22 protein-coding genes and 1 pseudogene are annotated in these 22,247 nt (G+C 63.1%); 9 read left to right on the forward strand and 14 right to left on the reverse strand.

Translation table 11 applies throughout. The features are described from left to right. Positions 1–254: 254 nt before the first annotated feature. The 3 genes from NKH02_RS17030 to NKH02_RS17040 all read right to left on the reverse strand — a co-directional run bounded on the left by NKH02_RS17030 (position 255) and on the right by NKH02_RS17040 (position 3,304). Positions 255–905 (reverse strand): dihydrofolate reductase family protein, encoded by a 651-nt coding sequence (locus NKH02_RS17030; protein ID WP_352880189.1) that lies wholly within the window; start codon positions 903–905, stop codon positions 255–257. 110 nt (positions 906–1,015) lie between these two features. Next, the gene (locus tag NKH02_RS17035; RefSeq protein ID WP_352880190.1) at positions 1,016–1,858 is read right to left on the reverse strand and encodes a protein-L-isoaspartate O-methyltransferase family protein; all 843 of its coding nucleotides are present in this window, start codon (positions 1,856–1,858) and stop codon (positions 1,016–1,018) included. 81 nt (positions 1,859–1,939) lie between these two features. Next, entirely contained in the window at positions 1,940–3,304 is a 1,365-nt protein-coding gene (locus tag NKH02_RS17040; RefSeq protein ID WP_352880192.1) for an Nramp family divalent metal transporter, read from the reverse strand. A gap of 233 nt (positions 3,305–3,537) precedes the next feature. Between NKH02_RS17040 and mntR the strand changes: the two genes are divergently transcribed. Then, positions 3,538–3,990: a manganese-binding transcriptional regulator MntR gene (mntR, locus tag NKH02_RS17045; protein ID WP_352863724.1), complete on the forward strand. Its 453-nt coding sequence runs from the start codon at positions 3,538–3,540 to the stop codon at positions 3,988–3,990. A 99-nt stretch (positions 3,991–4,089) separates the two neighbouring features. Continuing rightward, positions 4,090–4,278, forward strand: coding sequence for a hypothetical protein (locus NKH02_RS17050; protein ID WP_109659990.1), 189 nt, complete (start codon positions 4,090–4,092; stop codon positions 4,276–4,278). Positions 4,279–4,383: 105 nt separating this feature from the next. Here the strand turns inward: NKH02_RS17050 and NKH02_RS17055 are convergent, their stop codons facing one another. Then, positions 4,384–6,462: a hypothetical protein gene (locus NKH02_RS17055; RefSeq protein WP_352880294.1), complete on the reverse strand. Its 2,079-nt coding sequence runs from the start codon at positions 6,460–6,462 to the stop codon at positions 4,384–4,386. 177 nt (positions 6,463–6,639) lie between these two features. Between NKH02_RS17055 and ypfJ the strand changes: the two genes are divergently transcribed. Both ypfJ and NKH02_RS17065 read left to right on the forward strand, forming a co-directional pair. Then, positions 6,640–7,554: a KPN_02809 family neutral zinc metallopeptidase gene (gene ypfJ, locus NKH02_RS17060; protein ID WP_352880193.1), complete on the forward strand. Its 915-nt coding sequence runs from the start codon at positions 6,640–6,642 to the stop codon at positions 7,552–7,554. A gap of 156 nt (positions 7,555–7,710) precedes the next feature. Further along, positions 7,711–8,976, forward strand: a complete 1,266-nt coding sequence (locus NKH02_RS17065; RefSeq protein WP_352880195.1) for a TCR/Tet family MFS transporter — start codon at positions 7,711–7,713, stop codon at positions 8,974–8,976. 59 nt (positions 8,977–9,035) lie between these two features. Here NKH02_RS17065 and carA read toward each other — a convergent pair whose 3' ends face one another. After that, the gene (carA, locus tag NKH02_RS17070; protein ID WP_352863716.1) at positions 9,036–10,241 is read right to left on the reverse strand and encodes a glutamine-hydrolyzing carbamoyl-phosphate synthase small subunit; all 1,206 of its coding nucleotides are present in this window, start codon (positions 10,239–10,241) and stop codon (positions 9,036–9,038) included. Between the two features lie 276 nt (positions 10,242–10,517). On the opposite strand from carA, the gene NKH02_RS17075 reads away from it, so the two are divergent. The 3 genes from NKH02_RS17075 to NKH02_RS17085 all read left to right on the forward strand — a co-directional run bounded on the left by NKH02_RS17075 (position 10,518) and on the right by NKH02_RS17085 (position 12,019). Beyond that, entirely contained in the window at positions 10,518–10,967 is a 450-nt protein-coding gene (locus NKH02_RS17075; RefSeq protein ID WP_352863714.1) for a GatB/YqeY domain-containing protein, read from the forward strand. Positions 10,968–11,290: 323 nt separating this feature from the next. Further along, a complete protein-coding gene (locus NKH02_RS17080; protein WP_352880196.1) occupies positions 11,291–11,590 on the forward strand; it encodes a hypothetical protein in 300 nt (99 codons plus the stop codon). Positions 11,591–11,803: 213 nt separating this feature from the next. Beyond that, a complete protein-coding gene (locus NKH02_RS17085) occupies positions 11,804–12,019 on the forward strand; it encodes a hypothetical protein (RefSeq protein WP_352863710.1) in 216 nt (71 codons plus the stop codon). Between the two features lie 56 nt (positions 12,020–12,075). Here NKH02_RS17085 and NKH02_RS17090 read toward each other — a convergent pair whose 3' ends face one another. The 8 genes from NKH02_RS17090 to NKH02_RS17125 all read right to left on the reverse strand — a co-directional run bounded on the left by NKH02_RS17090 (position 12,076) and on the right by NKH02_RS17125 (position 18,418). Then, positions 12,076–12,516 (reverse strand): DUF2267 domain-containing protein, encoded by a 441-nt coding sequence (locus tag NKH02_RS17090; protein WP_352863708.1) that lies wholly within the window; start codon positions 12,514–12,516, stop codon positions 12,076–12,078. Positions 12,517–12,576: 60 nt separating this feature from the next. Further along, positions 12,577–12,846 carry a hypothetical protein gene (locus tag NKH02_RS17095; RefSeq protein WP_352880198.1) on the reverse strand — a complete coding sequence of 90 codons (270 nt, stop codon included), beginning with the start codon at positions 12,844–12,846 and terminating at the stop codon, positions 12,577–12,579. 7 nt (positions 12,847–12,853) lie between these two features. Then, positions 12,854–13,771 (reverse strand): NADP-dependent oxidoreductase, encoded by a 918-nt coding sequence (locus NKH02_RS17100; RefSeq protein WP_352863703.1) that lies wholly within the window; start codon positions 13,769–13,771, stop codon positions 12,854–12,856. Positions 13,772–13,925: 154 nt separating this feature from the next. Next, positions 13,926–14,282 (reverse strand): SPW repeat protein, encoded by a 357-nt coding sequence (locus tag NKH02_RS17105; protein WP_352863701.1) that lies wholly within the window; start codon positions 14,280–14,282, stop codon positions 13,926–13,928. Between the two features lie 200 nt (positions 14,283–14,482). Continuing rightward, complete coding sequence (locus NKH02_RS17110; RefSeq protein WP_352880200.1) at positions 14,483–15,352, reverse strand: hypothetical protein; 870 nt, start codon at positions 15,350–15,352, stop codon at positions 14,483–14,485. Between the two features lie 169 nt (positions 15,353–15,521). Beyond that, complete coding sequence (locus NKH02_RS17115; protein ID WP_352863697.1) at positions 15,522–15,956, reverse strand: CBS domain-containing protein; 435 nt, start codon at positions 15,954–15,956, stop codon at positions 15,522–15,524. Positions 15,957–16,348: 392 nt separating this feature from the next. Next, positions 16,349–17,326 carry a hypothetical protein gene (locus NKH02_RS17120; RefSeq protein ID WP_352880202.1) on the reverse strand — a complete coding sequence of 326 codons (978 nt, stop codon included), beginning with the start codon at positions 17,324–17,326 and terminating at the stop codon, positions 16,349–16,351. 138 nt (positions 17,327–17,464) lie between these two features. Further along, positions 17,465–18,418, reverse strand: a complete 954-nt coding sequence (locus NKH02_RS17125) for a hydrogen peroxide-inducible genes activator (protein ID WP_352880204.1) — start codon at positions 18,416–18,418, stop codon at positions 17,465–17,467. A 253-nt stretch (positions 18,419–18,671) separates the two neighbouring features. Here NKH02_RS17125 and katG point away from each other — a divergent pair, with 253 nt between their 5' ends. Together katG and NKH02_RS17135 are read left to right on the forward strand one after the other, a co-directional pair. After that, a complete protein-coding gene (gene katG, locus NKH02_RS17130; RefSeq protein WP_352880206.1) occupies positions 18,672–20,867 on the forward strand; it encodes a catalase/peroxidase HPI in 2,196 nt (731 codons plus the stop codon). Positions 20,868–21,150: 283 nt separating this feature from the next. Then, positions 21,151–21,708, forward strand: coding sequence for a GNAT family N-acetyltransferase (locus NKH02_RS17135; protein ID WP_352863687.1), 558 nt, complete (start codon positions 21,151–21,153; stop codon positions 21,706–21,708). A gap of 280 nt (positions 21,709–21,988) precedes the next feature. Here NKH02_RS17135 and NKH02_RS17140 read toward each other — a convergent pair. After that, a pseudogene (locus NKH02_RS17140) lies at positions 21,989–22,231 on the reverse strand (MerR family DNA-binding protein); the annotation flags it as partial. Positions 22,232–22,247: the final 16 nt, after the last annotated feature.

The raw sequence follows: 22,247 nt of genomic DNA on the forward strand, positions 1-22,247 counted from the left end.
CTCAGGCGCTTCCACGCCATCGCAGACGGCTTCGCCCTTGCCAAACCAAACTGACCCCGAAGCAAATGTGTGCGCACGCTAGCCCACAAGGGGAGAAGGCAAGATTGCGCGCATGTCCCTGCCAATCATTGACGTTAAAGATTGGCCGAGCCACATACCCCAGGCTCCACCTTCTCCCCCTTGTGGGAGAAGGTGGCCGAGCGAAGCTCGGTCGGATGAGGGGTGGTCCAGCTTGGCGCCATGTTCCGGCTCTGCTACTTCCAGTTCTTGCGCCGCTCGATCTCGGCCTCGGACGGCTTCTCCGTCGCAAACGACCCGACCTTGATTTCGCCCGCGCGCTCGTAGGTCGCCATGATGACGCCGGTGCTGGAGACTTGCGACTTGGCAAGCCTGAAGGCGGCCGGCATCGCGTCATCGCCGAACAGCCGCTTGCCCTTGCCCAGCAGCAGCGGGAAGATCATCAGCCTGATCTCGTCGATCAGCCCGTTGGCGAGCAAGGTCTGGATCAGATTGCCCGATCCCTGGATGAGCAGGTCGGGTCCATCCTCCTGCTTGAGGCGGCGCAACGTCGCGACGATATCCGGCCCAACCGATTGCGTGTTCTGCCAGGTGAGCGAATCCGGCCGATGCGTCGCCACATATTTGGTCGCGGGGTTGAAGGCATCCGCGATCGAATCTTTCTGATACGGCCAGTACGCGGCGAAGATGTCGTAGGTTCTGCGGCCGAGCAGCAGGGCGAAGGGTTTGGAGAATAATTCATCTATTGCCGCGCCCGCCACGTCGTCAAAGTAATGGAACGTCCAGCCGCCGAACTTGAAGCCGCCGACAGGATCCTCTTCCGGACCGCCCGGTGCCTGCATGACGCCGTCGAGGCTGACGAATGTCGCGGCGATGATCTTTCTCATTCCAATGCTCCCTTTAACTCAATCCACGCCGTCGCGGCGGGACTTCAGCCCAAGGACGGGCGAGCGCTAATCGGTCCGACAGGACATGTGAAAATTTTGGCGGACCACCGTCATTTGCGCGGTCCGGCGTCGAGATTTTTCGATGAGAACCAGACATCGCCGAAGATCGCGGTGGCAGTGCGGTCCGGCGTTTTGTCCCGCACCAGCCAGATCGAGCGGCTGCGCGCGGCCTGCTCGCGCGTCGGGATCGTCGCCGCGGGGCCCGCAACCGAGGCGCCGACACAGGGAATGAACCACGATCGCATAAACGGATCGCAAGCGAAGCCCTTTTCGGTGCGGGTCACCATCACCGCCAGAGGGACACGCTCGGCCGGGCGCCAGGGAAAGATCATGCGGCCGCCTGGGCGCAGCGCCTTCAGCCATCCGGCTGGCGGGGCGACGACGCCGGCATTGACATAGATGATGTCGGACGACGGCAAGGGCATCGTCACCGCATTGCCATGGACGACGGTTACATTGCCATAGGCTTCGAGATTTCGTTGCGCGAGGTTGGCTAGATTTTCATCGAGTTCGAAAGCGGTGGCGGTGCCGCCTGGTGAAACCAGCCTGGCCAGCACGGCGGTGTAGTAGCCGGTGCCGGCGCCGATATGGCAAACAGCTTCGCCGGGTCTCGGTGCAAGCTTTCCGATCCACATGGCGTGCAGGAACGGCTCGCCATTGTTGATGCCCTTGTCGTCGTCGAGCGCCACCAGCACGTTTTGGTAGATGTGGGCCGGATCGGCGCTCGGCGTCGTGATCTTGCCGCTACCGGCGATGATCTTCCACGGCCCGGGACCGAGAAACGTTTCGCGCGGCACCTCGGTGAAAACCGCCTCCAGGCGCGGGTCGGGCGAGCCGGCATTGGCGGCCATCAGCCGCGCGTAGAACTTCCTGATGTCTTCGATCCGCGTCATGATGCCGGAGAAGATAGCGCGGATCGCCGATTTGTCGCTGGACTACCCTTTGCGCGGAGCTGGTATCCGGTGAGGCGGAGCTCAGCCGATCCCGAACATGGTGTCGTAGAGCAGCTTGAAGTTGAGCGACAGGATGACCGTCGCGACCACCCAGGCAAGGGCCGCGACGCCGCGCGGGATGGCGAGATTGCCCATCTTCTTCTTGTCGGACACGAACTGCACCAGCGGAATGACCGCGAAGGGCAGCTGCATCGACAGGATCACCTGGCTGAACACCAGCAACTGGCCGGTGCCCTTTTCGCCATAGAGCGCGGTGACGATCACCACCGGGACGATGGCGAGGCCGCGCGTCAGAAGCCGGCGCGCCCAGTTGGGGATGCGCAGGCGCAGAAAGCCTTCCATGACGATCTGGCCGGCCAGCGTCGCCGTCACCGTGGAGTTCAGGCCGGAAGCCAGCAGCGCCACCGCGAACAGGATCGAGGCGATGCCGAGGCCGAGCAGCGGCGACAACAGCTCGAAGGCCTGGCCGATCTCGGCGACGTCATGGTGACCGGTGTTATGGAAGGCGACCGCCGACACGATCAGGATCGAGGCGTTGACGAACAAGGCCAGCATCAGGGCGATGGTCGAGTCGGTCGTTGCCCATTTGATGGCGTCGCGCTTGCCCTTGTCGGTGCGTTCATAGGCGCGGGTCTGCACGATCGAGGAGTGCAGGTAGAGATTGTGCGGCATGACGGTGGCGCCGATGATGCCGATGGCGATGTAAAGCATCGCCGGATTGGTGACGATTTCCGACGACGGCACGAACATCGCATGCAGGATTGAGCCGGCCGGCGGGGCGGCAACGAAGATCTGGATGGCAAAGCAGCTGAAGATGATGATCAGAAGCGCGATGACGAAGGCTTCGAGATAGCGGAAGCCCTTGTTCATCAAGAGAAGCACGAGGAAGGCGTCGAGCGCCGTCAGTATCGCGCCGCCGATCAGCGGAATGCCGAACAGAAGCTGCAGCGCGATCGCGGTGCCGATGACCTCGGCCAGGTCGCAAGCGATGATGGCCAGTTCACAGGCGATCCACAGCACGAAGTTGACCGGACGGGGATAGTAGGCGCGGCAGGCCTGGGCAAGGTCGCGGCCGGTGGCGATGCCGAGCCGTGCCGCCAGCGCCTGCAGCAGGATTGCCATCAGGTTGGACAGCATGATGATGAACAGCAGCGTGTAGCCGAACTGCGCGCCGCCGGCGAGGTCGGTCGCCCAGTTGCCGGGATCCATGTAGCCGACCGAGACCATGTAGCCGGGGCCCATGAAGGCGAACAGGCGACGGAACCAGATACCCGAATTCGGCACGGCGATCGAGGAATTGACTTCGCGCAGGCTGGGCTGTTCGTCTTCCTCGGGCCTGGCGAAGCGCCATGAGGAGCGGGGAACTGTGGCTTCGACGTTGGACATGAGGGAGGGCTTTCCGCGAAACTGTACGATGTTGCCTTAAGCTATGCCATGGCTCAACATTATGCAATATGCTATATTTCATTGTTCGTGCTTTTTATATGACGGCCATCAGCGCGCGAAGGGGCAATCGCAAACGCCGGTTGCACCTGTGGCGGAATGCAAATAAACGGCCTGAAGAATCAGAGCCTGTGCTATAAATGCATGGACAGCAAAAGCCTCGGGAGGAGCGCGTATTGGCGCCGAAGAACAGATCAGTCCCGCGTGAGCCGCTGCTCGACGCCGACGTTCATTCGGAGGGCTTCCGGCAGACGCGCGAAGCGCGCCGCAGCGCGCTGGTCGAGGATTATGTCGAGTTGATCGCAGACCTGATCGAGGACGGCAACGAGGCGCGCCAGGTCGATATCGCCGCACGGCTTGGCGTCGCCCAGCCGACAGTGGCCAAGATGCTGACCAGGCTGTGCGCCGACGGGCTGGTGTCGAGAAAGCCCTATCGCGGTGTGTTCCTGACCGATGCCGGCCGCAAGGTCGCGGAGCAAAGCCGCATCCGCCACCAGACGGTGGAAGCCTTCCTGCGCTCGCTCGGCGTCAGCGCCGAGACCGCGCGCATCGATGCCGAGGGCATCGAGCACCATGTCAGCGCAGAGACGCTGGAAGCGTTTCGCAAAGCAATGACGGCGGCGCGCTGAACCGCGTTCGCCGCCGGATTTCCCGAGCCGCGGGAACCGCCGCGCGCTACGCACGTTGCTCCTGAAACCCGCGCAAGTCGCGCGGCAAGGGAGGAAGCGATGGGCGTTGAACAGGCACCGACCGCAAAGGGCAAGCAGGCAGCCAAGGGACTGAAACAGGCGGCGGCGAAGGACGAGCGCAAGACCGAGGCCGAGACCGGCCATCCCCTGAAAAAGGGCGCGGCGCGTTTCGAGGAACGTTCTAAGAGTTCCGACGGCAAGAGCGCCGGCGCCAAGCAGAAAGATTAGACTCGCTGAGGGCAGCACCGCTTGGCCCTCCGCTATGGCTCCGGGCGTTCGGGTCCTTTGAAAGGTCCACTGGACCTTTCAATTTGCCTGCGGCAAACCGGTCCCTCACTCCCTGACATCCTGCACCCAGCTGCGCGGGTGGCCGTCGACGCGGAACTGGAAGATGAAATAGGGCGGAATGCAGGTGCCCTTGCCGGCTTTCGCTTCCGCCAGATCGTCATAGCCGGCGGTGCAGATATAGTCCTCGCGGCAGGGATGGGCCTTGTCGCAAGCACGCAGGCCGGCGGTCTTAGTGAACTCCCTGGTGCAGAATTTGTGGTCCTTGCCCGAGGCGACGCAGTCGTTGAAGCCGGTCTTGGCGAGACGACCGCACGTCGCCTCGTCGGGAAGCTTGTCGCAGCCCGCCTTGCGAAGCATGCCGCCGGGAAAGCCGCCGGTCTTCTGTTCGGGATTGTCGTAGCGCTGGCGCGCCGCGCCATAGCCGGCGAGCTTGACCACCGGCTTCTTGTCCCGCGCCGGGTCGATGGCGCAGGCCTTGGCGGTGGCCGGCGACAGGCGGCAATACTGGTCGTTGCCCCAGGTCGACATCTTGATCTCGCCGAATTCGACGGGATCGCCGACCGCCGTGCCGGCCTCGCTGACGCAGGTGCCGAAGCCCGGATGGATGGCGCTTTCATGGACGCCGGCGCAGCGCAGGCCCGCGCCGCAGGTCCAGTCCTTGAAGCTCAGGTCCTCGCCGCGATAGCAGATCGAGCCCCAGCCATTGTAGAGGTCGGTGTCCTTCAGTGCCTCGGCATATTTCGCGTCCGGACGGGCGGCGAAGCCGCGCGTAAAGTCCGGGTGGCCGCCGGCGGCGAACTGCTCGACGATGGCGCGGCGGCGCGGCAGGTCGCCGAAGAAGACGGCCGAGCCCGGCACGAAGACGGCGTTGCGGCGCGGCTCGCTGGCCGGATCGGCGCCGGTGTAGTGGAAGCCGGCAATGCCATGCGTCTGGTGGCAGCCGGTGCAGCTCATCTCGTTGAGCCGCAAGTCGAAGCCGGCCACCGACTTGATGGTGGCGAGCGTGTTGCCCCTGGCGACATAGTCCTTCAGCGCCTTGTCGATATCGGCGTCGTCGACCAGCCCATGGGCGATGTTGTTCTGCGACCGGCTGAGGCCGCCGGGCGCGACGGAAACGGCGCTTTTGGCCAGGAATTTTTCGTCGATGACCAGCCGGCCATGATCGAGGTCGTAGATGTTTCGGTCGGTGAGCAGCCATTTGGCGAAGGACGGCCTGTCGGCCAGCACTGTGGTCCGATCGATCTGGTTTTCCATCTTCGCTTCATAGAAGCTGGACGTAGCCGGATCCCATTTGAAGATCTTCAGCAGGTACTCGGCGTGGCCGCCGAAATCGCGCCGTGTCGAGGCCGACAGCCGAAGCACCTGCATGTTGAGTTCCAGCCGCATGATCTGCGAGGAATTCAGCATGGCACCCGACAGCGGCCCCTCGTCGGAGCGCAGCCAGGCGGCAAGCTGATCGGGCGGCAGGTCCCGTTTCCCGGCAGCCAGCCAGCGCCGGGCGACATCGGCGCAGGACACATCGGTGGCGCTTGGCAAATCCTTCGAGGCGCGGGCTTGCGCCCGCCTGGGTTTGGCGTTGAACACCAGGCTCATGGTCAGCGGCAGGCGCGAGGAAATGCGCTGGCCAGCCTTTCCCTTGACCGGCTTTTCCGCGACCGAATAGTGGAAGCGGTAGATCAGCCGGATCTCGCCGCATTCGGTGTGCCCGAGATAGCCGCGATCCATGCGGTTGACGACGCCGGTCAGGTCGAGCGTCGAGCCGTCGTCGTCGATGTATTTTGGATTGAATTTCTGGCTGGTGTCCTTCGATTTCGCCATGGCCGCAACATAAGGGTCCGGGCTGGTCTTCGGCTCGTCGGTGATCTCAAGCTTGACGGTGTCGCGCACCGTGGCCAGCGCCGGCACCGAAAACAGGCCGCGATTGTCGACCTCGCGGGTGAGGCCGAGCGCGGGTCCGAGCAGGCGGCTGATCGACAGACCGCCGCGCTCCAGCGCCTGCAAGGTGGCGGGATCGGTGACGGCGACGCTGGAATCGAGCGTCACCGCGCCGGCGGCCGGCGTGCCGAGACAAAACAACGCCGCAATCAGCGACAGAAACGAACCGATCGTCCTCAAGCCCAACACATCCCCCATTACGGGCAATGCTACAGGCCTTGCGCACTCTCGGCCAGAGCGGTGAGGCCGCCATGCCAGCACCGCCGCAGTCTGGAAAAATGCTGTGACTTGGCGCAACCATTGGGATAATTGTTTGTTGGGTTGAGCCCCGGAACAGCGGGGAAATTCGCAGCACGAGGAGTTGCCATGCTCTGGAAGGGCCGTCGTCAGAGTGACAATGTCGAGGACGACCGCAGCGACAGCGGCGGCGGGCTCGGCGGCGGCAGCCCCGGCCAGTTCCGCATTCCGATTGGCGGTCGCGCCGGCGGCGGCGGCAGCATCTTCCTCGTCATCCTGGTGGTGCTGGCTGGATGGTATTTCGGATTCGATCCATCGACGATCCTGGGCGGTGGCGACGGCGGCGGTGGCCTGATCACCGACAACAGCGGCGGTGGCCAGGACAGCGGCGCGGGTACGCCCGCCAATGACGAGATGAAGCAGTTCGTGGCGACCGTGCTGGCCGAGACCGAGGACACCTGGACCGGCATCTTCAAATCGCAGGGCCTGACCTATGAGGATCCGAAGCTGGTGCTGTTCAGCGGCCAGGTCCGCTCGGCCTGCGGCTTTGCCTCCGCGGCGGCCGGACCGTTCTACTGCCCCGGCGACCGCAAGGTCTATCTCGACATGACGTTCTTCCAGCAGCTCGATCAGCAATTCGGCGCCTCTGGCGAATTCGCCCGCGCCTATGTGATCGCGCATGAGATCGGCCACCACGTGCAGAACCTGACCGGCATCATGTCCAAGTTCAACCAGATGCGGCAAAGCATGGGCGAGGTCGAGGCCAACCAGATGTCGGTGCGCATCGAGCTTCAGGCCGACTGCTTCGCCGGCGTGTGGGCGCATTACACCGACCAGAAAGGCATATTGGAGCAGGGCGACATCGAAAGCGCGCTGAACGCCGCCAAGCAGATCGGCGACGACACTCTGCAGAAGAAGGCGCAAGGCTATGTCGTGCCGGAAAGCTTCAACCACGGCACCTCGCAGCAGCGGCAGACCTGGCTGGCGCGCGGCTACAAGAGCGGCAAGCTTTCGGATTGCAACACGCTGAGCGGGCCAATTTGAATAGCCGCTTCCGGGCGCTGACCTGACGGCCAAGGCGCCGTCAGGGGCTGTCAGGATGAAAGAATCCGATCTGTTCCCGCATTGTTCCTTACGGCGGACTCGCCTATAAGGTGCGTCCGCCTGCGCCCCAGGGCGACCACGGGAGCCTGAGCCGTCATGATCGACCCCAAAACCGCCAGACGGGGCCTTGCGCTCGTCTTCACCACGCTGCTGCTCGACATCATCGGCTTCGGCATGATCATGCCGGTGCTGCCGGCCTATCTCAGGGAATTGACCGGGGTCAGCATCAGCGAAGCGGCGATCGAAGGCGGCTGGCTGTTCTTCGTCTATGCGGCCATGCAGTTCTTCTTCGCGCCCATCATGGGCGGGTTGAGTGACCGGTTCGGGCGGCGGCCGATCCTGCTTGCCTCGGTGCTGACCTTTTCCATCGACAATTTGATCTGCGCCGTGGCCTGGTCCTACCCGATGCTGTTCATCGGCCGTGTGCTGGCCGGCATTTCGGGCGCCAGTTATTCGACGACATCCGCCTTCATCGCCGACATTTCGAACGATGAGAACCGGGCGAAGAATTTCGGCCTGCTCGGCATTGCCTTCGGCGTCGGCTTCGTCATCGGGCCGGTCCTGGGCGGGTTGCTCGGCACGTTCGGGCCGCGCGTGCCGTTCTATTTCGCTGCCGGACTCGCCTTCGTGAATTTCCTGATCGCGCTGTTCCTGTTGCCGGAAACGCTCGACGACAAGCATCGCCGCCGCTTCGAGTGGAAGCGCGCCAATCCGGTCGGCACGCTCCTCCAGATGCGCCAATATCAGGGCATCGGCTGGATCGGGCTCGCCTTTTTTCTGATGACGCTCGGACACATGATGTATCCGGCGGTCTGGTCGTTCGTTTCCAATTATCGCTATGGCTGGAGCGAGCAGCAGATCGGCTTCTCGCTCGGCGCCTTCGGCCTGTGCGGCGCGATCGTCATGGCGACGGTGCTGCCGCGCGTGATCCCCCGGCTTGGCGAGTGGAGGACGGCGGTCATCGGCCTTACCTTCACGGCACTCAGCGCCTTCGGCTACGCGTTCGCGTCGCAGGGCTGGATGATTTATGCGGTGATCGTCGTCGGCTGTCTGGAAGCGCTGGCCGACCCGCCGCTGAGAAGCCTCGCCGCAGCCAAGGTGCCGCCTTCGGCGCAGGGCGAATTGCAGGGCGCGATGACTTCGATCTTCTCGATCACCTCGATCATCACGCCACTGCTCTATACGGCGATCTTTTCCTGGTTCACCGGGCCGAACGCGCCCGTGACCTTCGGCGGCGCGCCCTATGTGCTCGGAGCGTGCTTCCTGACGCTGGCGCTCATCGTCTTCGTGACGAAAGTGGCGAGGCCGGCGGCGCGCACAAATGTCACTACCGGCGTCGCCGAAGATGGAGCACAGATATGAGGCCCCGTCTCAGAAGGAAGTGCCCGGCAGGGCGTTGGGGGCAGCGCTGACGGGTCAAGTCAGGCCCGCTCGGCCAGCAATTCCTCGCCTCGCTTTTCGCGGATCAGGTTGACGAAGCGGCGGAACAGATAGTGCGAATCCTGCGGGCCGGGCGATGCCTCGGGGTGATGCTGGACCGAGAACACCGGCCGGCCGGTGAGCGTGATGCCGCAGTTCGAACCGTCGAACAGCGAGACGTGGGTTTCCTCGACGCCTGACGGTAGCGAGTCGGCATCGACGGCAAAGCCGTGGTTCATCGAGACGATCTCGACCTTGCCGGTGGTGTGGTCCTTGACCGGATGGTTGGCGCCGTGATGGCCCTGATGCATCTTGGCGGTCTTGCCGCCCAGCGCCAGCGCCAGCATCTGGTGGCCGAGGCAAATGCCGAACACCGGAATGTCGGTCTTCAACAGGTCCTGGATAACCGGGACGGCATAGTCGCCTGTGGCCTCCGGGTCGCCGGGACCGTTGGAGAGAAAAATGCCGTCCGGTTGCATGGCGAGGATTTCTTCGGCGCCGGTCTTGGCTGGCACGACTGTGACCCTGGCGCCGAGGCCGGCGAGCAGGCGCAAGATGTTTCGCTTGACGCCGTAGTCGATGGCGACGACGTGCATCGAAGGCTCGGTCTGTTCGCCAAAGCCTTCGTTCCACACCCATGGCGTCTCGCGCCAGACCGAGGACTGGCCCGACGTGACCTCCTTGGCGAGATCGAGCCCGATCAGGCCGGACCACGCGGCGGCGCGACGCTTCAGATCGTCGAGGTCGAACACGCCATCGGGCGCATGGGCGATGACGGCGTTGGGCATGCCCTTTTCGCGGATCAGCGCGGTCAGCGCGCGGGTGTCGATGCCCGACAGGGCGACGATGCCGCGCTTCTTCAGCCACTGGTCGAGTCCGGTACCGGCGCGATAGTTGGACGGGTTGGTGACATCGGCCTTGAACACGGCGCCGACGGCGCCGGCGCGGGCGACCGGATTGAGGTCCTCGATGTCCTCGTCATTGGTGCCGATGTTGCCGATATGCGGGAAGGTGAAGGTGACGATCTGGCCGGCATAGGACGGGTCGGTGAGGATTTCCTGGTAGCCGGTAAGCGCTGTGTTGAAGCAGACTTCGGCGACGGCGGAGCCGGTGGCGCCGAGGCCGCGACCCTCGATGACGGTGCCGTCGGCCAGCACCAGCAGGGCGGTCGGCTTTTCGATTGCCCAGGCGGGCGTCATCTCGGCCATGGCGGCACTCCTATCAAGCTGCGTGGCTCAACGGCCCGGCGGGCCGTCCGCGCAGCAAACGGCGCCAAGCAGCGATTTCGCGGCTTCCACGCAGTCAAGCTTCAGTTCATGCAAGGCCCAGTACATAGGGGAAGGGGGCAGGGCGGTCAATGATCATGCGAAATGCGGCTTCGATTTATTTCATCTAGCAATATCAGAGGCTTGCCCTGGCATTTCTGGGTTTGCGTTGGCTCGCCCCCGGCGCTATTGTCCGCGCCGATCGAAGGAGAATGCACCATGCGCGGCAAAATCGCCGAATCCCTGAAGAGCGCGATGAAGGCGCAGGACAAGCACCGGCTGCCGACTTTGCGGCTGATCCAGGCCGCCATTCATGACCGCGACATTGCCAATCGCGGTTCGGGCAAGGAGCCGGCCAGCGACGAGGAAATCCTGCAGATCCTGGCCAAGATGGTGAAGCAGCGCGAGGAATCGGCAAAGGCATTCGACGACGGCAAACGGCCCGAACTGGCCGCGCAGGAGCGCGGCGAGATTGAGATCATCCGCACCTTCCTGCCGGCGCAGCTTGACGATGCCGCCATCCAGGCAGCGGCGCGCGAGGCGATCGCGGCGACAGGCGCGGCCAGCCAGAAGGACATGGGCAAGGTGATCGCCGCGCTGAAGCAGAAATATTCCGGCCAGATGGATTTCGGCAAGGCGAGCGGCATCGTCAAGGGGTTGCTGCAGTAAGGGTTGCTGCCCATCTCGTCGCTGGGGCGGGAAAAATCGGCTGCCCTGCGCCTGTCCGGCTGGCGGTGCGAGGGCAACGGGAATCGCAGATCGGTCTGCTTGTCCTTGGACGGGCGGCGTTTCAGTGGTGAGTTCCGATCCCCTCTGGACGGCAACGCCCTTTGCCGGGTTGGAATTGCCACAAGGCACAAGGTCCGTGGTTCTGTTCCGTTATGCCGAAGGTGAAGAGCCTCATTCGACTGGGCGCTTCCCGAATCCAAGGCCAGGAGCTGGAACTCGGATACCGCCGGGATGTTTATCCGCCATGCAACCGGAGAGATGTCATGGCTGAGAACAAAACCCACTACGAAACCGGTGCGACGAAGTATCCGGCAAAGACCGATGCCGACGCATCCGATGAATTCTCCCAGGATGCGGCCGGCAACAAGAAGCCTGCCGGCGGAGTGGGGCTCACCCGTCGGATGGGCGAAGTGGAAGGCCGAACCCACCAGTCGGACGGACAGAACCCGCCGAGGCAAGCCACGCCGGGTACCGCGACGGAAAAAGCATCCGGCGCCAGTCCGGCGGTCGCCGGGCGTTCGAAGGGCACCAAGGCTCCGAAGATCAGGCGGCAGCAGCGCTAAGCCGAACCGAGCCACTTGGCGAGAAGACTATTCGACGCCTTTCGGAACGATCCCGTCGCTTTGCCATTATCAGCACGAGGGCAGGCCCGGACAGGCAAACGCCGTGACACGGCGGCGACGCACCACTTCCTCATCCGGGCGACAACACGAACAAGACCGTGCTGACGACTAGGCACCATCGTGAGACGTTTTGGCATAGATTGGAGGCAGCCCATGGCACGCGGCAGCAAGAAACACATCGGAGCAGGTTCGCAGGGAAAGGGCTCTGGCGCAGGCGCCATGACCGTGACGCCAAAGGATAAGCTCGAAGAAAACAAGGTTCTATCCAATCGCGACAAGGCACAGCATTCCCGAGAACGCGGCTTGGATTCTAGAGAGGTCGCGACCGAGCAGCGCCAGGATCACGTCGCCAACCGGTTGCGGGATTGACGCCCGACAGGGCACCACCTTGGCACGGCTGGGAATCGCCAGAATCGTTGCCGTCGCTACTTGACGCCGACGCTTTCGGGCCAGAGCGCCTGGATTTCCCTCGGCAGCGCATCGCGAACCTTGGCCGATTGGCCAAGATCAATATGCCGTGTAAGAACGCGGAAGACCGTGCGGGCTGCATCCTCGGGATCGACGGGGCGGATTGATTTTAATTCCTCGTCGATGTGCTGCGAGAAGTCTTCCAGCGAGCGCGTTTTGTCTGGCTCAGCTGCGGGCCGGTAGTGATCGTAGTAAGCGCCGCGCACCAGCAGCGGCAATTCCGCCCCAAGCTTCGCCGCAAGTCCGATCTGCAGCCTGTCCCTTACGGCCCGCAAGACCGCGCCCAATATGTGCCATGCAATCCGCCGATCCGGGCCATGATCGGCCATGATCTCATCGAGCCAGATGTTCGTTGTCTGCAGCGTCCTGTCGAAAACGTCCAAACCGGTAGCGCTCATTATCGCCTCCTCATTTATTCGTGCCTGGTTTCGAAACGATGCTCGGGGGCAATCGTTTCGCTATCCGTCGAGAAAATCTCTCCGGCGGCTCGAGATCTGCTTGTCGGCGGAATCCGGGAACGCTCTCGATTGCGCCGGAACCCGCCCGACGTTCCTCAACTGGCGCCCAATGGTCGAGCGGCTGGGCAAAGCGCGGAACACAAACTGAGGCTGCTGTTTCCAAATGCGCGGAATGGCGGCGACCGCGCAGGCGAGGCGCGCATCAGATAAACCGATCGAGAGCGATGGCAGGACCACTGTCCCGTCGGAGAGATCCGCGATCGCTGCCACCAGGTCGCTAGGCCGAGACCTCAAGCACGATCTTGCCGCGCACATGCTCGTTTTCCAGCCGTTCCTCCGCCCTGGCGACCTCTCCAAGAGGATAGGTAGCTTGCACGAAGGGGATGACCTTGCCGGCGTCGATGAGATGGCCGATCTTCGCGAGATGTGCCGCATTCGGCTCGGCCAGATAGGAGACGCCACGCGCCCGACGCACGTTTGCCTTTTCCTGCGAAGGTTGGGAAAGCGTGGAAACGAGCGTCCCGCCTGGCTTGAGCACATCCCAGGAGCGGTCCTGCGTGTCGCCCGCGACAAGGTCGAACACCAGATCGACCTTGTCGACGACCTCTTCGAAACGCTGGTCCTTGTAGTCGATCGTCTGATCCGCGCCGAGCTCGCGGACAAAAACGATGTCCTCGGCGGAAACGGTTGTCGCGACGAACGCGCCCGCGGCCTTGGCCAACTGGATCGCCAGATGACCGACGCCGCCGGCGCCGCCATGGATGAGAACCCTTTGCCCGGATTTGAGGCCGCCATGCTCAAACAGGCCCTGCCACGCAGTAATGCCTGCGAGTGGAACGGCAGCGGCTTCCACATGGCTTAGACGGTCCGGCTTCGCAGCCGCCTCCGTCGCCTTGACCACGACATATTCGGCATTGCCGCCGCGGTCATGCCCAAGCATGGCAAATAGCGGGTCGCCCTTCTTCAACGTATGCGCTCGCGTGCCGCATGTTTCCACCGTGCCGGACACGTCACGACCGAGCGTGACCGGCAGGGGCTGGCTCGTCGAACCTTCGCGGGTCTTGTAGTCGATCGGATTGACGCTCGCCGCGCGAACCCTGAGCAGAACCTCGTCGTCAAGTGGCTGAGGCAAGGGGACTTGATCGATCGAAAGAACCTCGGGTCCGCCAAACGCATGGATGCGGACTGCTTTCATGTCGATACCTCCTCTTGGTTCGGCTGTCGGCGACGCTGTCTGCGGGTCGACGTTAGCGGCTGTGCGGCCCCGATTGCTGTGGCGCCCGCATGTTCATTTGCTCGCGCGGGCCACCCGCCAGATCACAATCGGCGCCGCAAGGACGCCAGTCCTGCTAGGCTGCGGATTGCGTTGGAGGGTTCTGATACATCATCCACAGCTCGATCGCAGCAAGGACCGCGACCAGAACGCCGATTACAACATGCACGCCCATTGCCGTGGTTGCCTGGAATCCAAGCACCCAGGGAGACACGAGTACCCAAAGACCCACAACGAGGTTCAACCACTCCTCCCAAACAGCAAAGGCGGAGAGGGCGGCAACCGAAAGCAAGAAAATCACGATGCCGCTGCCCATGGCGTTCTGGGACTGTGTCCCCGCCGCGAAGGCGAAGATCCACGGAGAGAAGAAGAGAACTGCTCCAAGGATCAGATTTGCCACGTCACAAAGCTTGGCGTTTGACCACTGGTTCATGATTTTTCTCCATCAAGCGTGCTTTCCACGCTTCCGAAGCTCAGTCGGCTGGCCTTGAAACCGCCGATCCACATGGCGGCAGGGCTACAACCGGACTTGCTGGCTCTCTAACTGCGTTGCAGGCCATTGGTTCCAATCAACAAATCTGGAGCACCATCGGCTGTGCGTGGCGCCGAGCCATTTTCCCCGGCTGGAAGCATTCAGCCACTCTTGATCCGTCCGCGGGTTATAAACGCAGCGGGAAGGTGCGAGGCGCAGGCCATCACCCATGTGATCGCCTCTCGATCATATTGGTCACCGGAGCGCCAGTCCTCGAAGTAGGCGTTCAACGTGTCGACACGCTCGGGCCAGACGTCGCTGGCCTGCAGCCCCAGTGACACGCCGAAATTGGTGAAAGCGAACTTCGTGTCGCGCAGCCACGGCGCGCGGCTGAAATAACCCGGCGGGTCGACCCACATTGTTTCCAGGGTTCCAAGCGATCGCCTCGTCTGGGTCTCGGCCCATGGCTCCGCGGGGAAGAAGTGGGCGAGCCACAGCATCATGCCGAGACCGAGATCCTGTTCGATATCGAGCGCTTGCCAATCGCGCTCGATCAGGTCACGCATCTGCGCGATTTCGGGCGCCAGCCCGTCTTCATCGAGCATCCGGTAGGAGACATAGCCATCATAGGCGTCCATGCTGCCGAGGCCATAGCCGGGATAAGGATTGCTCAAGTCCTCCTGCATCTTCCAGATCACACCGCGGCCCGGGATCACAAAAGCCGGGTGAATGTCACGCGCCAGCACGATACCGCGCGCGCGGTATCGCGGCTTCAGATCGCCGAGACGCGCCAAGGCAAACAGCCACATCGCCAGGTAGTGGAAATACTGACCGTCACGATCAGCTGCTTCCCCGATTCTCAGTCCGCGCCGACGGCCGAGCACACGCTCAACATCGGCCACAAGCCGCTCAGCCTCGTCCAGCCAGCGCGCCTCGCCAGTTTCCGTATAGAGTGAGACGTAGAGCACGACCCCGAACGCATCGGTCCAGAGGTAACGCAAGCCATTAGGCCAGATGCGTTCGGCGCGCATCCAATCGAGTTTTCGCAGCACATAGTCGACGTCACGCAACATTGGCACCAAACCCGAACGGATAGACCATGCGGTTGCGGCATACCAAGCGACATCCGCCTCTGTCTGGGTCGATTATCGCAATCTGGTCGGCAGCGCGCAGCCCGACGCCGGCCTTGTTAAGCCGACCTCAATGCATCTGCGAATGCTGTCCGCCTTGCTGCGAGATGCCGCTCAATGCCTCACCCGCCCTTGCCGATTCGCCATTCATGGCGAGGTCGCCAAGCGAAACAATGCCGATCAGTCGCTTGTCGCGGTTCAACACCGGCAGGCGCCTCACTTGAAGCTCACCCATTTTGTGAAGGACGTCGTCTGCGTCTTCGTCGTCGAAACAATATTCGACATCAGGGCTCATTACCTCGCGAATTTTGGCGTCGGGTCCTTTGCCCTGGGCGATGCCCCGGATCGCGATATCCCGGTCCGTTATCATGCCGACAAGCCGGTCGTTCTCACCCACCGGCATGACGCCGGCGTCGAGACGGCCCATGGTTCGGGCGGCTTCGCGTATGGTTTGCTCCGGATTGGCGATCTGGACGTCTTTCGTCATACAATCGGCAATTCTCATCGTAACCTCCTCTCGTTCCGCGGCCCCGCGCCACCTGATGCTTGAATGAGCGCCCTTGGAAAACGTTCCATGGTTTCGGTCTTCGCGAGCAAATAGCCTGCCGACATCTTTGGTACTCTTTTCATGGGCGAACCGCCGTCGGCGGCCGTCGAAGGAGAATGCGCCATGCGCGGCGAAATCGCCGAATCCTGAAGAGCATTATGAAGGCGCAGCACAAGCACCGGCTGCCGACATCGCGGCGGGGCCATTCACGACCGAGGCAGCCGCAGCATCAGGCAAGCGCCGTGGAGGTCGCTTGCTGGCTGGAGTATCCAGCCGAGTTCATGCAGGCCGTGCCCGGTTTTCTACGCTGAGCCTCGGCGTGCTTGAGCGAAGTCCGCAGAGAGCGAACTTCATGGCCCTTTGCAAATCGGCACCGGCTGCGGCGCCGGTGCCGGGTGATCCTTGCTGTACTGAGCGATGATCGGCTCGAGGGTCTTTCTCGGCCAGAATTTCGGAGTGCCGATTTCCTTCAGGCAGGATGCGTTCCAGTAAGCGCCCGACCGCGAACGGCTGGACGCTACCGCGGCGATGTCGCGTGATTCAGGGTAGATGTAGAGCGTCGTCGGGTTGTCCTTGACCATTGGGATGATCTGCTTGGCATCCGCCGGCGACCAGCTGGTGCAGCCATTGCTGCGGCCGCTTGCGTAGTCCACCAGCTTGCCGAACGGCACGTAGCCATCATGGTCGGCGTGCGAGCTGTTGGGATTTTTGCGCAGGCACATGCCGTGCAGCACCTGGGCAGCGTGGCCGCCGATCACCCGTTGCCTGGCGTTCGCGGCTTCGCCTTCACCGTCGAACTGTATGAAGGTGCGCTGGAAAACCGCATCCTGTTTCGCGCCGGTACGGTAGTAGCCCTTGAACGAGGTTTTCGCCTCGCTGGTCATATAGGCGCCGCCGGCGGTCAACGATGAATCCATCGCATTGCCGAAGTTCTTCGCGCAGCGTCTGCCGTTGGCGAAATCGACGACGCCTTTCAAATTCCGGCCGCTGCCGTGGCCCGACGAAATCGCGCGAAACGACTGGCTGGCTTCGCAAACGACATAATAGCGGTGTCCGGGCTTGCCATTGCCCAGATCGCTGGGGCGCGTCGCGTCCATGGCGAAGTAGCAGGGGTTTTTGACCGCACCTTGCGCCACCTTCTTGAGGTAGAGCGCGCGTGCCCGTTCCAGCACCACTTGTGAGATCTGCCCGTCGCTGTCGCCGACATGGGCCTGCAGCCAGGTCGGAACGTCAGATGGTGCGGCAAAGGATCGGGCCGACACCGCCACGGCGATGACGATGACAAGAAGGCTGGCGACGACACCCAGAGAGACAGATCTCAACCGCACCGGATCAATTCTCCTGTCGAAGCGCTTTGCGATTCCCTGCGGTGTTGCCGCCGAGAATCAATCATAAATGGTCCCGCATCAATCTGCGAAACACATCTTGTTTAGCACACCCACCAGGACGGATCTGTCAGGCAGCCTTCATTGGGCGGCTGCCGCCAGGTTCAAGAGGTGCGCAACCGATGGTGGATTGTGCTGCGCGCGCAGCGCGTCGGCTGACTGACGAACGACTTCGGAAATCCGCAGCAGCTGTTTGGCGATGGGACTGGTGTTGCGCCAGACCATGCCGATCGTGCGCGAGGGCTGGGGACTTCTGAAGCGCGCGATGGAAACCGGTGCCGAGCGCGTCTCCACCGCCACGGCCATTTCCGGAATCAAGGTGACGCCGATGCCGGCGCCGACCATCTGCACCAAGGTCGACAGCGAGCTGCCGTCCAGCAACTCGCGTGGCCGCGCCGAATGCATGCTGCAGAACGACAGCGCCTGGTCGCGAAAGCAATGGCCCTCCTCCAGCAAAAGCAGCCGCATCTCGCGCAGCATTTCGCGATTGGGCACCGGCTTTCCCTCGTCCTCGCCGGGCCGGACCAACACGAAGTTCTCGGCAAACAGCACGACCTCCGTCAACGATGGTTCGGACACCGGCAGCGCGACAATAGCCGCGTCGAGCCGACCATCCGCCAGTTCCTGGATCAGCTTTTGCGTCAGCGTCTCGCGCACATGGATATCGAGACCGTCATGCATGCGCGAGAGATTGCCGATGATGGTCGGCAAAAGGTACGGCGCGACCGTCGGGATGACGCCGATGCGGAGCCGGCCGACCAGCCGGTCGCGCGAGGAGCGGGCGAGATCAGTCAGTTCGTCCACCGAGCGCAGGATGTCGCGGACGCGCAAGGCAAACTCCTCGCCGAAATTGGTCAGCTGGACCTGCCGCGGACCTCTTTCGAACAGCTCGGTGCCGAGCGTCGCCTCCAATTCCTTGATCTGCACCGAGATGGCGGGCTGGGAGATCGCGCATGCATCGGCCGCGCGGCCGAAATGGTTGTGTCGGGCCAGCGCCTCGAAATAACGCAGCTGCTTCAGCGTCAGGTTTGTCATAGTGTGATCTTATCGCTGCAATCAGGAAATCCAACTTAAATTAATCACGCGGCTTTGCTATAGGAACTGTAAGGAGGAGCAGCCAGGACCGCCTGGTCCAGGCGCCCGCAGTGACGGGACTTCCAAGATATTCGGTCGCGTATCGGGCGCAGGTCATCGCGCCTGCCATGAACGGACCACCTCCAGGGACATCCAGTGTCCTTGCTCACGCAGCAGTTGAAGCAGCACAACACAGCCACGATCGGAGAAAAACATGGACGCCAACACAGACGACAACAGCAAGGGCAAATGCCCGGTTGCGCATGGGTCCTCCCGCAGGAGCAACCGTGACTGGTGGCCAAACCAACTTGACCTCGGCGTTCTGCATCAGCAATCGAACCTCACCGACCCGATGGGTGAGGCGTTCGACTATGCCAAGGAATTCAAGTCGCTCGATCTTGATGCGGTGATCAAGGATCTGCACCATGTGATGACGGATTCGCAGGATTGGTGGCCCGCCGATTTCGGCCACTACGGACCGCTGTTCATCCGCATGGCCTGGCACAGTGCCGGCACCTATCGCATCGGCGACGGCCGTGGCGGCGCCGGCGCCGGCCAGCAGCGTTTCGCGCCGCTCAACAGCTGGCCGGACAATGCCAATCTCGACAAGGCGCGCCGGCTGCTGTGGCCGGTCAAGCAGAAATACGGCAGGAAGATCTCCTGGGCCGACCTGTTGATCCTCGCCGGCAATGTCGCGCTGGAATCGATGGGCTTCAAGACCTTCGGCTTCGCCGGCGGCCGCGCCGACGTCTGGGAGCCCGAGCAGGACGTGGACTGGGGTTCGGAAACCAAGTGGCTCGACGACGAGCGCTACTCCGGCGATCGTGAACTCCAAGGCCATCTCGGCGCTGTGCAGATGGGTCTGATCTACGTCAATCCGGAAGGGCCGAACGGCAAGCCGGATCCGCTGGCTTCGGCACGCGACATCCGCGAAACCTTCGGCCGCATGGCGATGAACGACGAGGAGACCGTGGCGCTGATCGCGGGCGGTCACACCTTCGGCAAGACGCACGGCGCCGGCGATGCCTCGTTGGTGGGAGCCGAGCCGGAAGGCGCCGGCATCGAAGCGCAGGGCCTCGGCTGGTCGAGCAAGCATGCCACCGGCATTGCAGGCGACGCGATCACCTCGGGCCTCGAGGTGACCTGGACCACGACGCCGACCAAGTGGAGCAACAACTTCTTCGACAATCTGTTCAACTACGAATGGGAGCTGACGAAGAGCCCGGCGGGCGCCCATCAATGGACGCCGAAGGGCGGCGCCGGTGCCGGCACCGTGCCGGATGCGCATGATCCGTCAAAGCGCCGCGCGCCTTCCATGCTGACCACCGATCTCGCGCTGAGGGTCGATCCGGCCTACGAAAAGATCTCGCGGCGTTTCCACGAGCATCCTGACCAGTTCGCCGACGCGTTTGCCCGTGCCTGGTACAAGCTGACCCACCGCGACATGGGCCCGGTCGCTCGCTATCTCGGCCCGCTCGTGCCGAAGGAAGTGCTGATCTGGCAGGATCCGATCCCGGCGGTCGACCACGAATTGGTCAGCGAGCAGGATGTCGCATCCCTGAAGTCGAAGATCCTGGCATCGGGCCTGTCGGTCTCCGAGTTGGTCTCGGCCGCTTGGGCGTCGGCCTCGACGTTCCGCAATTCCGACAAGCGCGGCGGCGCCAACGGTGCCCGGATCCGGCTCGCGCCGCAGAAGGACTGGGAGGTCAACCAGCCGGCCGAACTGGCGAAGGTGCTTGCCAGCCTTGAAGGCATCCAGAACGAGTTCAACGCGGCACAGACCGGCGGCAAGAAGGTCTCACTTGCCGACCTCATCGTGCTCGGCGGCGTCGCCGCGGTCGAAAAAGCCGCGAAAGACGGGGGCCATGAGGTGAAGGTGCCATTCACGCCAGGCCGCATGGACGCCACTCAGGAACAGACGGATGTTCATTCCTTTGCGCCGCTCGAGCCGAAAGTAGATGGCTTCCGCAACTATGCCAGGGGCAAACAGCCGATGTCGACCGAAGCCATGCTGGTCGATCGGGCGCAATTGCTGTCGCTGACGGCGCCGGAGATGACGGTGCTGGTCGGCGGCTTGCGGGTGCTTGGCGCCAACACGGCCAAGTCGAAGCACGGCGTGTTCACCGACCGGCCGGGGACGCTGACCAACGACTTCTTCGTCAACCTGCTCAGCATGAACACGGTCTGGGATCCGGCCGCCGGCTCCGACGAAGTCTACGAAGCGCGCGACCGTAAGACCAAGGCGGTCAAGTGGACCGGCACGCGCGCAGATCTGATCTTCGGTTCGCACGCACAATTGCGTGCACTTGCCGAGGTCTATGGCTCCGCGGACGCCGGGCAGAAATTCGCCAGGGATTTCGTGGCAGCATGGACCAAGGTGATGAACGCCGACCGCTTCGACATCGCCTGAGATCGCTAGAGCGGGATGCATTTGAATTGAACCTGGCATCCCGCTCTAACTGTTTGTTTTAGCCGCATTTCTGCGACGCCAAGCGATTCCGCTTGGCTGCAAAATGCTCTAGTGGCGATCCAGTGCGACCGTGCCGGAGCGGCAATCCTCCCAAGGACTTGGATCAGGGCCGCGTTTCCAGCGATGGGAACGCGGCCCTGTCGCAAGAGGCTGCCCCTTGGTGGACCGTGCCTCGCCGGGCGATGCTGCTATCTTATCGCCGTAGCGTCTCCGCCGGTGCACCATGGTCGAAATCGTCAAACCCGCGCTTGAACATCTGCCGTCCTACAAGGCGGCGCTCGAGCGTGGCTGGTCGCCGGACAATGTGCGGCTGATGGAAGCGACGCGCGAGCAGCTTGCGGCAATCGAAAAAGATCCAGTGGCCTTTCTCGCCGACCTCGACGATCCCCAAGCCAGGGGCGGCCCGATCACCTTGCCGGATGGCAGGCAAGTGCCGCGCCTGCCGGGCTTCCGCCGCTGGATATGGGACGGCGAGGCGTCGGGCTCGATCGGCTTCCGCTGGCAGCCAGGAACGGCGGAGCTGCCACCACATGTGCTTGGCCATATCGGCTATGCGGTGGTGCCGTGGAAGCGGCGGCGCGGCTACGCCACCGAGGCGCTGCGGCTGATGCTGGACGAGGCGAGGGCGGTCGGGCTGCCCTATGTCGAGATCACCGCCAAACCAGGCAATCCGGCATCGCACAAGGTGATCCTGGCCAATGGCGGCAAGCTCGTCGAACGCTTCTTCGAGGACGCCGCCTATGGCGGGGCGGAGAGTTTGCGGTTTCGGATCGAGCTGTAGGTGGGGCGGGGTTGAATCTGCTCGCGCCCTCTCTTCGAGCGTTGCGCCGCCCCTCATCCGCCTGCCGGCACCTTCTCCCCGTATAGCGACGGGGTGAAGGGGGCTGCCGCGACCTCGGCGCCTTTTCTGCAGCGCTGGTGATTGGCGAAACCATTGATGAGGGCGTCCTTCGCCCCGTTTACGGGGAGAAGATGGCGGCAGCCAGATGAGGGGCGGCGCCGACGTAGACATGGGATCGGTATAGCAACTGCCCGACACGCAAGCTGCCCCGTCGAACCTCTCAATCATGCTCGTCAGCGCACAGCGCGTGGTCGGATAGCTCGCGGATGACGTAGCAGTCGCCGACCTTCTCGCCATTGCAGCAGGTGGCGATGCGTTCGAGTTCGGCCTCCAGCCGCTTCAGCCGGGCGATCTTCTCCCGCACCGAGATCAGTTGTTCCTCGGCGATCCGGTCGGCGTGGCCGCACAATTCGATCAGCGAGCGGATGTCCTCGACAGCGAAACCGAGGTCGCGGGCGTGGCGGAAAACCGGCGTCCAC

The sequence above is a fragment of the Mesorhizobium sp. M1396 genome (assembly GCF_040317725.1).
Classification (GTDB): domain Bacteria; phylum Pseudomonadota; class Alphaproteobacteria; order Rhizobiales; family Rhizobiaceae; genus Mesorhizobium.

Coding starts and splice junctions, on each gene's coding strand:
- NKH02_RS17080 (WP_352880196.1), top strand. CDS start 11,291: ATGGCTGAGAACAAAACCCACTACGAAACCGGTGCGACGAAGTATCCG.
- NKH02_RS17105 (WP_352863701.1), bottom strand. CDS start 14,282: ATGAACCAGTGGTCAAACGCCAAGCTTTGTGACGTGGCAAATCTGATC.
- NKH02_RS17050 (WP_109659990.1), top strand. CDS start 4,090: ATGGGCGTTGAACAGGCACCGACCGCAAAGGGCAAGCAGGCAGCCAAG.
- NKH02_RS17075 (WP_352863714.1), top strand. CDS start 10,518: ATGCGCGGCAAAATCGCCGAATCCCTGAAGAGCGCGATGAAGGCGCAG.
- NKH02_RS17030 (WP_352880189.1), bottom strand. CDS start 905: ATGAGAAAGATCATCGCCGCGACATTCGTCAGCCTCGACGGCGTCATG.
- NKH02_RS17085 (WP_352863710.1), top strand. CDS start 11,804: ATGGCACGCGGCAGCAAGAAACACATCGGAGCAGGTTCGCAGGGAAAG.
- katG (WP_352880206.1), top strand. CDS start 18,672: ATGGACGCCAACACAGACGACAACAGCAAGGGCAAATGCCCGGTTGCG.
- NKH02_RS17115 (WP_352863697.1), bottom strand. CDS start 15,956: ATGAGAATTGCCGATTGTATGACGAAAGACGTCCAGATCGCCAATCCG.
- NKH02_RS17110 (WP_352880200.1), bottom strand. CDS start 15,352: ATGCGCGCCGAACGCATCTGGCCTAATGGCTTGCGTTACCTCTGGACC.
- NKH02_RS17090 (WP_352863708.1), bottom strand. CDS start 12,516: ATGAGCGCTACCGGTTTGGACGTTTTCGACAGGACGCTGCAGACAACG.
- ypfJ (WP_352880193.1), top strand. CDS start 6,640: ATGCTCTGGAAGGGCCGTCGTCAGAGTGACAATGTCGAGGACGACCGC.
- NKH02_RS17035 (WP_352880190.1), bottom strand. CDS start 1,858: ATGACGCGGATCGAAGACATCAGGAAGTTCTACGCGCGGCTGATGGCC.
- NKH02_RS17135 (WP_352863687.1), top strand. CDS start 21,151: ATGGTCGAAATCGTCAAACCCGCGCTTGAACATCTGCCGTCCTACAAG.
- NKH02_RS17100 (WP_352863703.1), bottom strand. CDS start 13,771: ATGAAAGCAGTCCGCATCCATGCGTTTGGCGGACCCGAGGTTCTTTCG.
- NKH02_RS17125 (WP_352880204.1), bottom strand. CDS start 18,418: ATGACAAACCTGACGCTGAAGCAGCTGCGTTATTTCGAGGCGCTGGCC.
- NKH02_RS17065 (WP_352880195.1), top strand. CDS start 7,711: ATGATCGACCCCAAAACCGCCAGACGGGGCCTTGCGCTCGTCTTCACC.
- carA (WP_352863716.1), bottom strand. CDS start 10,241: ATGGCCGAGATGACGCCCGCCTGGGCAATCGAAAAGCCGACCGCCCTG.
- NKH02_RS17040 (WP_352880192.1), bottom strand. CDS start 3,304: ATGTCCAACGTCGAAGCCACAGTTCCCCGCTCCTCATGGCGCTTCGCC.